This window comes from Chishuiella changwenlii (assembly GCF_900142565.1).
Taxonomy (GTDB): Bacteria; Bacteroidota; Bacteroidia; order Flavobacteriales; family Weeksellaceae; genus Empedobacter; species Empedobacter changwenlii.
The window spans coordinates 269,749-281,591 of the sequence record NZ_FRBH01000006.1 but is presented as its reverse complement, the minus strand read 5'-3'; the positions used below and the strand labels follow the sequence as shown (position 1 = coordinate 281,591).

The following is an 11,843-nucleotide window of genomic DNA, read 5'->3' as shown; positions in this document are numbered from 1 at the left end:
TTTATTGAATTAAAAATTTTGCTAAAATTGGTAAGTGATCAGATGGGTATTTAAAGTCGTAAAAATCATCAATCGTATTAAAACTTTTACAAGTTACTTTATCGTTTTTCTTGTAAAAGATATAATCTAAAATTTCTGTTCCTTTTACATTAAATTTAAAATCTTCCCATGTAAAATTTGGCCCGTAAACTAATTCTGCATTTAAACGAGTATCTAAATATTTATTTTGAATATATTTTACAGAAGCATCATCATGATTCATATTAAAATCTCCCATAAAAAAAGTTGGAACATTTTTCTTTTTCGTTAAATCCTGAATCAATTGATCTATTAATTCTAACGATTTTTGACGAGCTATTTTACCAACATGATCAAAATGAGTATTAATTACCCAAAATGTTTTCTTTGTTTTCTTGTCTTGAAATAAACCGTACGTAATAATTCTATTGTAAGCTGCATCCCATCCTTTCGAAACTTTTTCTGGTGTTTCTGATAACCAAGATGTTTTTTGTTCTAAAATTTTATATTGATCCTTTTTATAAAAAATAGCTGAATATTCGGCATTATTATCTTCAGAACGTGGTAAACCAATAAAATCTAATTGAGGATTATTTTGTTTGATAAACTCTAATTGTGGAACTTGAGCTTCTTGAACACCTATAAAATCAGCATCATAATATTTTATTAAATCGACTAATTTCTGTTTTCTGATATTCCAATGGTTTGCACCATCGTCTACAGAACCTAAACGAATGTTGTAAGACATTACTGCCAAATTTTGTTGAGCAAAAACAAGCATTATTGTCATTAAAAACAAACTTAAACTAAGGTATTTTTTCATTGTTTTTTCTTTTAAAAATAAATCCAAGTAAGCAACTTAATGCTTACTTGGTTGAGAAATAAAAAATTAAATTTCTATATATGAGGAATTTAATCAACTAAAGTGAAACTTGCTTTTAATGGTGCGTTAGAATTTGTACCAACAAATACATCAAAATCACCAGCTTCTGCAACATGTTTCATGTTAATGTCATAAAACTTTAAATCATTAGGTGTTAAAGTGAATGTGATTGTTTTAGTTTCACCTTTCTTAATCATCACTTTTTCAAAACCTTTTAATTCTCTTACAGGACGTGTTACACTTCCTACTAAATCGCGAACATATAATTGTACAACTTCTTCTCCATCATAGTTTCCTGTGTTTTTAACATTAACAGTAACTTTAATTTCGTCTTTTCCATTTTTCATTGTCGATTTATTCAACTTAAGATTACTATAATCAAATGTTGTATAACTTAAACCGTAACCAAATGGGAATAATGGAGTATTTGGAGAATCTGTGTAACGAGATTTATATTTTTGTTCCGCATCTACATCACCTAAATAAGGACGTCCTGTATTTTTTTGGTTGTAATGAATTGGAATTTGACCAACTGAACGAGGGAATGTCATTGGCGTTTTTGCAGATGGATTGTATTTTCCATATAAAACATCTGTAATTGCTAAACCTCCCATTGTACCAGGATACCATGCATATAAAATAGCATCCATATTATCATTTTCCCAAGAAATTGTCATTGGACGACCAGACATTAAAACTAAAACAATTGGCTTACCTAATTTTTTTAATTCTTTTAATAATTCTTTTTGATTTCCTGGTAAATCTATATTTGTTTGAGATGCTGCCTCACCTGTTTGACCTTCATTCTCTCCCATTACAGCAACAATTACATCAGAGTTTTTTGCAATGTTAATTGCTTCTTGGAAACCATCTGTTTTTGTTGTGTTAATATCTGTTCCTTGTGCGTAAGTTATTTTTGCATTTTTACCTAAAACATCATTTAAACCTTCCCAAACAGACCAAGCTTTTCCAAAACGATCTCCACGAGCAGCCCAGTTTCCGATGATATTTTTCTCATCTTTTACTAATGGTCCAATTACTGCAACTTTCTGAGATTCTTTTAATGGTAAGATTTGTTTATCATTTTTTAATAAAACCATTGACTTGCGTGCAATATCTCTAGCTTCATTTAAAAACTCTTTTTTCATTACTGTTTCTTTCTCACGCTTAGCATTAGAATAACGGTAAGGATCTTCAAAAAGACCTAAATCATATTTAGCTGCTAAAATTCTACGAACAGCAGTGTCAATAACATCTTCTTTTACTTTTCCTTCTTTTACCAATTTAGGTAAATGATTTAAGAAAGCACCACTCATCATATCCATTTCGATACCAGCTTCAACAGATTTTAAAGTTGCTTCTTCTAAATCTTTTGCAATCCCATGCGGAATTAATTCCTGAATAGCTGTATAATCTGTTACAACAAAACCATCATAATTCCATTCTTTACGAAGAATTTGATCGTATAAATATTTACTTGCTGTAGATGGAACTCCTCCAATTTCATTAAAAGAAGTCATGAAAGAAGCTGCTCCTGCATCAACAGTTGCTTTAAATGGAGGTAAAACATAATCTCTTAAAAAACGATCAGAGATTTCTACCGAACCATAATCACGTCCAGCTTGCGCTAAAGCATAACCAGCAAAATGTTTTGTACACGCTAAAATAGTATTTAAGTCATGTAAGTTTTTACCTTGAAAACCATTAACACGAGCAATTGCTATTTTACTTCCTAAGAATGTATCTTCTCCTGCTCCTTCCGAAACACGTCCCCAGCGAGGATCAAAACCTATATCTACCATAGGTGCAAATGTCCAATGAACACCTCCTGCAGCTGTTTCTTCTGCAGCAATTTGTGCCGATCTTTCGATTGCTTTTAAATCCCAAGAAGATGCTTCTCCTAATGGAATAGGGAATATTGTTTCGTAACCGTGAATAACATCGTAACCAAAAATTAATGGAATACCTAAACGTGTTTCTTCTACGGCAATTTTTTGTAATTTTTTAGTAATGTCTGTTGTCGTTGCATTAAAAATCGACCCCATCATTCCTTGTTTCGTATATTTTATGTAATTTTTATCGATTGCTGATCCTGTTACGTCTCCTCCATCGTATGTATACTGTACCATTTGACCAACTTTATCTTCTATAGTCATTTGGTTCATTACATAATCAATAAATTCTGTTTTAGACTTTGTTTTATCAAATTTTATTTTCTGTGCATAAGCATTAAAAGCTAATCCTAAGAAAGCAATTGAATAAATTAATTTTTTCATTTTTTTATTGTTTTAATGTGAGGCTTTAGTTGTAAAGTTCAATTTTTTTAGACCTCTTTGTACATCTTCATTTTTCATAAACAAATCCCATAATAATCCAGAACGGTAGTTCTCTATCATTGGGGTAATTGTTCCTTGATCTATCGCTAAGTATTTCGTAATTACTTTATCATTTTTTAAATCAACAGCATCATATGGTCCTGCAACACCTATTAATTTCTTATTCTGTTTTTGATAAATAAACTTTAAGAAATCCATTGATTCTTTTGGTGTGTAAGGGAATGAAGATAAAGCAGCTGTTGGTGTAATAATATCTCTATCGTTTGTAGGAGAATGTGCTGTGTATCCATCTGTACCATCTGGATTAAAAGAATAACTAGCAGTTAATCCCCACATATTTTTCTCATAATTTTTGAAAGATTCTGTTTTATTTTGATTGTAGACATAATGAATTTTGGCTTGATTTTTTACCACTTTTCCATAATCTACACCAATACCATCAACCAAATGAGTAGGATTTAATCCGATAAAAGAATATTGAGACCAAAATAATGGTCCTACATTTTTATCTATCCCATTATGTTTAACAACTAATGGAATTCCATAAACTGAATCTGTCGATTTTATTGCTCCATTTCTTGTCCAACCTTTGTAATAAACATCAGAAGAAATAGAATGGTTTGGTGAAGCCGCTGCAATAATGTAAGTAATCAACGTTTCATCAAAACCTTTTAATGGGAAATTAATTTTCCATTCGTAATTAGGCGACCAATGCCAATATAAAACATCTTCACCTTTTGTATAAAAATTAAAATCGATTCCTTTCCAAAGTTGATCTGCTAATTTTGAAATCTCTATTTCTTTCTCATTTTTACCATCTTTGAAATATTCTTTCAAACAAATTAAACCTTGAGCAAGAAATGCAGTTTCTACTAAATCTCCTCCATTATCATACGTACTAAATGGTTTTACTTTTCCTGTTTCTCCATTTAACCAATGTGGCCATGCACCATGAAAACGATCTGCTTTTTCTAAGAATTTTAAACCAGTTAAAATTCTGTTTACAGCTTCTTCTCTTGGAATAAATTTTCTATCTATCCCAACTATTAAGCTCATTAATCCAAATCCTGTACCTCCTGTTGTAATAATATGAGCATCATTTTCTGGATAATTCCCATCTGGATGAAAACGTTCTCTCGCTAATTTAGATTTTGGTTCAGCATAATCCCAAAAATATTGAATAGATTGTTTCTGAACTTTATCTAAAAGCTTATTTTCTTGTTTTGTTTGAGCAAAGCTACTTGCACTACATAACATAGTGCAAGATAGAATTGCTATTTTATTTAAATTGATCATTTTTACCAATTTGGATTTTGCAACATTGCTGGTGTTTGAAGAATTTGATTATTTGGAATTGGGAACAATTCATGTTTACCTGTCACGAAATTCTTACCATCTAAAGCCATCATTTGTTTTGCTTGTCCTGTACGAACTAAGTCGAACCAACGGTCATGCTCAAATGCTAACTCTAAACGTCTTTCGTTCCAAATTTTTAATCGTAATTGATCTTTTGATAATCCAGTTACTGATGCTAAACTAACTCTGTTTCTTACACGGTTAAGAGGCGTTAATGCATCTTGACCGATTTCGTTAGCTGCTTCTGCTTGAATTAATAAAACTTCAGAAAAACGAATTACACGAACGTTTTTATCACCATCTCCTGCTCCTAAATTAGCACTAGAATATGCTTTTTCATTGTACATTGGGTTTGCAACTGATTCTGGAATAAGACGTCCATCGTATAATGTTTCTCCGCGGAAAATGATTGTTGCATTCTTACGAATAACATCACCTTCAGCATCAAATGCATTTACTAAGTTTTGAGTAGGAACATTGAATCCCCATCCCCAACCTCCGGTACCACGAACACCTTGAGTTTCTGAATATTGTTGTACACCATGTGCTACAGCATCACCACGACCTTGAATTTCGAAAAGAGATTCTTTTCCATTCTCTGTCGATGCTCTCCAAGTTGTTGCGTAATCTGCCTCTAAATCATATTGACCAGAGTTAACAACTGTAGATGCCATATCATACGCTTGTTGATATTTTTGCTCGTATAAATATACTTTTGCTAATAATGCTTGTGCAGCTCCTTTTGTTGCTCTACCTAAATCTTTTGCTTGGTATTCGCTTTTTAAAGGTAATTTTTCGATTGCATCTAATAAATCTGCCTCAATGTAAGCATATACATCTGCTTTTGGTTGACGAACAGAATAAGTTGTAGGATCTTCTAAATCTTGAATCACCGTATCACCAAACATACGAACTAAATAAAAGTAAGATAAGGCACGTAAGAATTTTGCTTCTCCTGTTAATCTTGCTTTATCTGCATCTGTAATTGAAGTAGATTCTGCTGTATATTTTATAGAATATGATGCACGACCAATTGTTTTGTAAAATCTTCTCCACATTGCTTCTATAGAACCAGATGTCGAGTTGTGCAACAACATATCTAAATCTCTTTTATCACCTCCATTATCAGTATCAGAACTTCCTTTATCTGCATTATCAGAAATTATTTCTGTTACTCCTAACCAAGAGAATCCAAAATCCCAATCTGTAAATGCTCCATAAATTCCGTTTACAAATTGCTCCGGCGAAACACTTGCTTGATCATCAATTGCTACGTTTTCTTGTGATTTTACATCTAAAAAATCATCTGTACAAGAGCTGAAAACTGCTAAAGAAGAAAACGCTGCAACTACTGCTATTTTGATAGTATTTTTTTTCATTTTGTTTAAATTTAAAGATTAGAATTCAACATTTAATCCTACCAAGAATGTTCTCACGTTTGGATATGCAGAGAAATCCATTCCTGTTGTTCCATAAGGATTAGCATCGTAACGCTTTCCTTTAACATTGTCTAACGTTAACTCAGGTGTAAATCCAGAGTATTTTGTAATAATGAATACATTTTGAGCACTTACATAGAAACGTAGATTTTTGATAAAATCAATCTTATCTCTAAAGTTATAACCTAATGTAATATTACTTAAACGGAAGTAATCTCCTTTCTCTAAATAGTATGATGATGCAACTTGATCTCTTTCAGAACCTGGATTTGTATTAGAAGTTCCTGGACCTGTCCATCTTGAGTTGAAAGTATCAACTGTTATATTTTCTCCTCCTAAACGCGTGTTTTTAATTCCGTTGTAAATTTTATTTCCACCTGCACCGTAACCACTAATGTTTAAATCGAAGTTTTTATATTCCATGTTGATGTTGATACCATAGTTAAACTTAGGAATATAAGATCCCATAAATTTCTTGTCACGGTCATCAATCACACCATCTCCATTTACATCTTTGTAACGTAAATGTCCTGGACGCGCACTAGATAAATGTGGATTATTATCTATTTCTTCTTGTGTTTGCCATACTCCGTCAGCCTCTAATAACCAGAAAGATCCAAGTGGTTGACCAGCTTCAAGACGTTTTGCAATTTGTCCATTTCCTAATGATCCTCCTGTCATTCCTTCGTATCCTGGTTTTACAGAAACTACTTTATTTACATTGTAATTGAAGTTACCTCCTATCGAGTAACGGAATCCTCCAGATGTTTGATCGCTATAATTTAAACCAATTTCAAAACCTTTGTTTTCAATTTTAGCTGCATGATCATAGAAATCTTTTTCGTAAGGAGATGATAATACTTGTTTAACATTAATAATTGCATTCTTAGTTGTTTTGTTGTAGTAATCGAAATTACCCGTTAACTTACCTCTAAACAATTCGAAATCTAAACCTGTCGTCCATTCTTCTACAATTTCCCAAGAAACATTAACTGCTGGCGCTCCTAAGTATGCTCCAAAAATTAAGTCTTGACCTGGTCCAAATACATAGTTATAACTCTCACTTCCTGGTCCTCTATCAAAAGTTGTGTAATTAAATGGAATCTCAGCATTACCTAAGCGTCCCCAACCTCCTCTAAGTTTTAAGAAAGAAATAGTATTGCTATCTTTTAAGAAATCTTCATTAGAGATATTCCATGCAACAGAAGCTGATGGGAAAGTTCCCCAATATTGATTATTTAATTTGAATTGACTTGATCCATCTCTTCTTAAGATACCAGAAACGTAGTATTTGTTATCATAATTATATTGTAAACGTCCAAAATAAGATGCATAAGCAACTGGCGTATAATTATTTTGTTTTGTTATTGGCGTATATCTAGCTAAGTCTGCATGGTTTGCTGCCCAATATTGTTCTTGTACTGGTACATCATAAACAGTAAGATCTGAAAATTGTCCAATTCCAACTTTTTCTCCAGAAACACCAACTACAGCATTAATCGAGTGTTTACCAAATTTACGATCAAAAGAAACGAAATTTTCCCATGACCATCTAAATGTCTCAATATTATTTAAGTTTAATGAATTATCAGCCCATGTAACAGATTTTTGATTTGCACTTTTCTGAGCTTCAAATTCTCCTGCAGTTCTACTAGGGTTTGCAGCAATCCATCTGTCTTTTATTGGAGAAAATTCTCTGTATTTAGACCAGAATTTTGTAGCACCAGCACGAGAAGTAACAGTTAAACCTTTTGCAAGTCTTAACTCTGCTTCTATATTACCTTGTAATACAGTTGTATTTGTTTTTTGATTATCATAAAACAACGATGATACAGGATTTCCATGAGAATTGAATGTATCTGTAGATTGCCCTGGTTGAGTAATATACGTTGCTTCTCCTGTTGTTCTATTAAAAATTGGAGCTCCCCAACGACCATTGTCGTATTTAACTGGTACTAAAGGAGACTGGCGGTAAGCCATATCTAACACTCCATAAGGCTTAGGAATTTCTCTAGAGAAAGTAGCACTTACATTTTGTTTAATTTTCAACTTACCATCTAATAACTTATAATCATTGTTATTACGAACAGTTGTACGTTTAAAATTATTTCCTTGTATAATTCCTTTTTCTTCGAAATTGTTAATACTAAACATGTAGTTAACATTTTCAGTAGCTCCAGATAATGCAACATTGTTACTTACCATCTGACCTGTTTGTAAAACTTGGTCAAACCAATTGGTATTATAACGTTGCGTCGTAGAAATTGGAGTACCACCTAGTGCAGCTCTTTGTTCGTTGAAATAAGTAATATATTGATCAGCATTTGCCATATCAACCATATTCATTGTACTTCTTACTCCAAAATAAGTATCGTAGTTAACTTTTAATTTACCCGTTTTACCTCTTTTTGTTGTAATTACAACAACTCCATTTGCTCCACGAACCCCATAAATTGCAGACGAAGCTGCATCTTTTAAAACATCAATTTTCTCGATGTCACTTGGGCTAATATTTGCAATGTTTGGAACAATAAGACCGTCGACAACATATAATGGAGCTTTACCTCCTAAAGCTGTTCCCATACCACGAACTAATACTGTTGGCGTTCCACCAGGAGTATCAGTATTAATAATATTTACACCCGCTAATTTTCCTTGTAGGGACTGCATTGCAGTTGTACTAGCAATTTGTGTAATATCTTTTGCATTTGCAGAAGAAACTGCAGATGTCAAATCAGATTTCTTAACAGATCCGTATCCAATTACTACAGCTTGATTCAGAATAATAGAATCACTTGCAAATGGATCTTCTTCAACTGGTATAGAATCGTTAGTTACTTGGGCGTTTACATATAAAGACCCAAGAATTAATAATGGAAAAAAATATTTTTTCATTCTATTTCAATAATGGTTAAGTCAAAATTAGCATCATTTAACACTTGATTAACATGATGAATAGTGTACAAAATACATTTCTGAAATAATAAAACGTATAAAACTGATATTCTTATTGTTAAATATTTAGTTTTAACACTTTGATGTAGTTATGATGTATAAAATATTCTGATTTTTAAAAATTAATCATCCATTTATTAAGGTTTACCTCCGAAGAAATTTGCATTTTTTTGCGTAACCTATAACGTTGTAGTTCTATCGAACGATAATTAAGATGCATTAATGGAGCTATTTCTTTTGTAGAAAGATTCATCCTAAGGAAAACGCATAGCTTTATATCTTTAGCTGTTAAACTTGGAAACTTAAGCGTTAGTCTTTGAATGAAATCTTGATGAATTTCTTGAATATTCATTTCGAAATTCTGCCATTCGTTTCTATTATAATTATATTCCGAAAACGTTTTCTCGAATTTTCTTTTCAGCTTCTTATTTTCATCAGTTACCTCCAACTGTGAAAATAATTCATTAACCTCTGTTATAATGGCTCTTTGGTTAACTAATTTTAATGCTTGCGCAGCTAATTCTGTCGATTTAGACTGTAAAGAACTTTCTAAAAGTTGTCTCTCCTTTTTATAATTAACCTCTTTTAATTCTTGCTGATGGCTGATTTCTAATAAATTCAACTCGTACTGAAACTCTTTCTGCTTCATACGAAAACGTTGTTTTATTTTTAATTTATTATATCTGTAAAAGATAAAAACAATTGCAGCAATTATAAAGATGTAAACCAAAATCATACCATTAGATAAATACCAGATTTTTTTTATGGTAAAATCAAAAGAATTTAGTTGTTCGAAATTTCCATTTTTAAGCGAGAAAACCGAAAGTTTATATTGCCCACTCTCTAATTGCTTATAATTAAGAATTGGTGATATTAAAGGCAATAACTTAGAATCATTTAATTGATAAAATAATTGATAGTTTGTAAAATCGTCACTTAATATAGATATAAAGAAATCTATATAATTATTAGAGTATTCGATGCTTGAATTATTTGTTAAAACATTCTGATTAATTTTTGCAGATATTTTAACTTTTGGTAAATCTCTTCTAATCGATTTTAAATCATATTTCAGTACTCCATTTTCTAAATTAATGTATAAAAAATCTTCTTTCTTTTTTACAACTAAATTATCGTCAACAAGTTTTCCGTCGTATAATTTCTTTGGAATTAAGTAATAAATTAAAGTGTTGTTTTCAATTTTAGAATAATATAGAATATTATCTGCCTCTATAAGAAAAGTATTATAGTCTATTTCTCTAATTCTATATATATTCTTAAGTTTAGAATTTAGTTTATTCGTTGTAAACTCTTCCGAATTAACATCAAATTCCACTAAATTTTGAGCATCAATCAAAATATAAACTTTATTATCTTCTCTTATGATTTGAGGATTTATTAAAGATTGATTTTTGTATAAAATCTCTTTACTGGTGTTATCTTTTATATTAAATAAATACAACCCTCCATTTTTACCAATTCCTAAAATTTCGTTGTTTAGATATACAAAATCTAGAATTGGAACTGAAAGGTGACCTATTTTTTGAGGATTATTAATGGTAGATTTATCAAACTTATAAACTCCAGTAAACGTAGATTGATAGTAAGTAGCATCTTGTTTTATAAGTTTATATCCTCCGTTATTAGAAGAAATTTTATCTAAAGAGTTTCTATATAAATAAGTCCCCCATCCGTCAGAAACAAATAATTGATTGTCTATATTGGATACATTCCAGATTAATCCTTTTTCTATAAGCTCTTTTGTAATGTTTTGTTGAGATGAATAAGAATAAAAACCGTGATTTGTACCAATGTAAAATTTATCATTCGAAAAATCGAAACCAAAAACATTTCCTAAATTCCCATTGTAATCATACAATAATTCAGTTTCGTTTTTTAATTCGATTTTAGAAATCCCTTTATCCGTTCCCAACCATGCATTTCCTTTATGATCTAATTTTATGGTTTGAATGGTATTACTAATCAAACCTTGATTTTGATTGTAATTTCGATACGTTTTATTTTGCAGATTATAAATGTAAATTCCATTATTTGATGTTCCTACAATTAATTTATCTTCAAGAATAAGCATTTTAAGTATTAATGTATTCTTTAAGACTTGATTAAATTTTTCATCAAATTGTCGAACTTCATTTTTATTATTAATTACAAAAATTCCTTCTGTTAAAGTTCCTACTAAAAAATCATTCTTATAATGTTCTATTCCATGAATAACAACTGGTTTATCATTTAAAACATTAAATTTTTTAATAAAATTACCTTCTAAAAATTCGTAAACACCTTTAGAAATGGTTGCTACAAGTAACTTACCATCAACTAAATATACATAAGAAGATAATGCAGGAAGTTTATAGCGTTTTACTTGATTCCCATCAAAAGCAAATAAATAATTAAACGATTGAAAGTAAATTTTCTTTTTATGATAAAATATTTTCCAAATTTCTTCTTGCTCTAATCCTTTAAAACTATTAAACTTATCTGATATAGAAATATATTTCCTCTTCCCATCTACCCATTTCCAATAACCAAAATTTTTAAGAGAACCAGTATATACTACATTATTGATACTTGCAACAGAACGAGTAATAGAAAGATTATTAGTTACAATTTTTTCCCAGAAATTACCATCGTATTTAAGTATATTACGATTATTCGCAAAAAAAACTGTCCCCGTTTTGCTATTTTCCGCGATATCCCAAATTGGAGATTCGCCCATATATTCTGTTTTAGAATAATTTGTTATTATTGGCGCAAACGATTGAGCTTTTGTAAAAATTGAAAGTATTAAAAGTATGTATTGGCAATATTTCATCATAAAAAAAGACTGCTTTAAAA

6 protein-coding genes are annotated in these 11,843 nt (G+C 30.7%); all 6 read right to left on the bottom strand.

From position 1 onward, the window contains the following. Position 1: 1 nt before the first annotated feature. Complete coding sequence (locus tag BUA86_RS09050) at positions 2-841, bottom strand: endonuclease/exonuclease/phosphatase family protein (protein WP_072932058.1); 840 nt, start codon at positions 839-841, stop codon at positions 2-4. Between the two features lie 89 nt (positions 842-930). Continuing rightward, positions 931-3,177 carry a beta-glucosidase BglX gene (bglX, locus tag BUA86_RS09045; protein ID WP_072931931.1) on the bottom strand — a complete coding sequence of 749 codons (2,247 nt, stop codon included), beginning with the start codon at positions 3,175-3,177 and terminating at the stop codon, positions 931-933. 12 nt (positions 3,178-3,189) lie between these two features. Next, positions 3,190-4,533 carry a glucoamylase family protein gene (locus BUA86_RS09040; RefSeq protein ID WP_072931929.1) on the bottom strand — a complete coding sequence of 448 codons (1,344 nt, stop codon included), beginning with the start codon at positions 4,531-4,533 and terminating at the stop codon, positions 3,190-3,192. A 2-nt stretch (positions 4,534-4,535) separates the two neighbouring features. Beyond that, entirely contained in the window at positions 4,536-5,972 is a 1,437-nt protein-coding gene (locus BUA86_RS09035) for a RagB/SusD family nutrient uptake outer membrane protein (RefSeq protein ID WP_072931926.1), read from the bottom strand. Between the two features lie 18 nt (positions 5,973-5,990). Next, on the bottom strand, positions 5,991-8,927 hold the full coding sequence (locus BUA86_RS09030) for a SusC/RagA family TonB-linked outer membrane protein (RefSeq protein ID WP_072931924.1): 2,937 nt from the start codon (positions 8,925-8,927) through the stop codon (positions 5,991-5,993). A 175-nt stretch (positions 8,928-9,102) separates the two neighbouring features. Further along, positions 9,103-11,823, bottom strand: coding sequence for a ligand-binding sensor domain-containing protein (locus BUA86_RS09025; protein ID WP_143147283.1), 2,721 nt, complete (start codon positions 11,821-11,823; stop codon positions 9,103-9,105). Positions 11,824-11,843 lie beyond the last annotated feature (20 nt).

Coding starts and splice junctions, on each gene's coding strand:
- BUA86_RS09050 (WP_072932058.1), bottom strand. CDS start 841: ATGAAAAAATACCTTAGTTTAAGTTTGTTTTTAATGACAATAATGCTT.
- bglX (WP_072931931.1), bottom strand. CDS start 3,177: ATGAAAAAATTAATTTATTCAATTGCTTTCTTAGGATTAGCTTTTAAT.
- BUA86_RS09040 (WP_072931929.1), bottom strand. CDS start 4,533: ATGATCAATTTAAATAAAATAGCAATTCTATCTTGCACTATGTTATGT.
- BUA86_RS09035 (WP_072931926.1), bottom strand. CDS start 5,972: ATGAAAAAAAATACTATCAAAATAGCAGTAGTTGCAGCGTTTTCTTCT.
- BUA86_RS09030 (WP_072931924.1), bottom strand. CDS start 8,927: ATGAAAAAATATTTTTTTCCATTATTAATTCTTGGGTCTTTATATGTA.
- BUA86_RS09025 (WP_143147283.1), bottom strand. CDS start 11,823: ATGATGAAATATTGCCAATACATACTTTTAATACTTTCAATTTTTACA.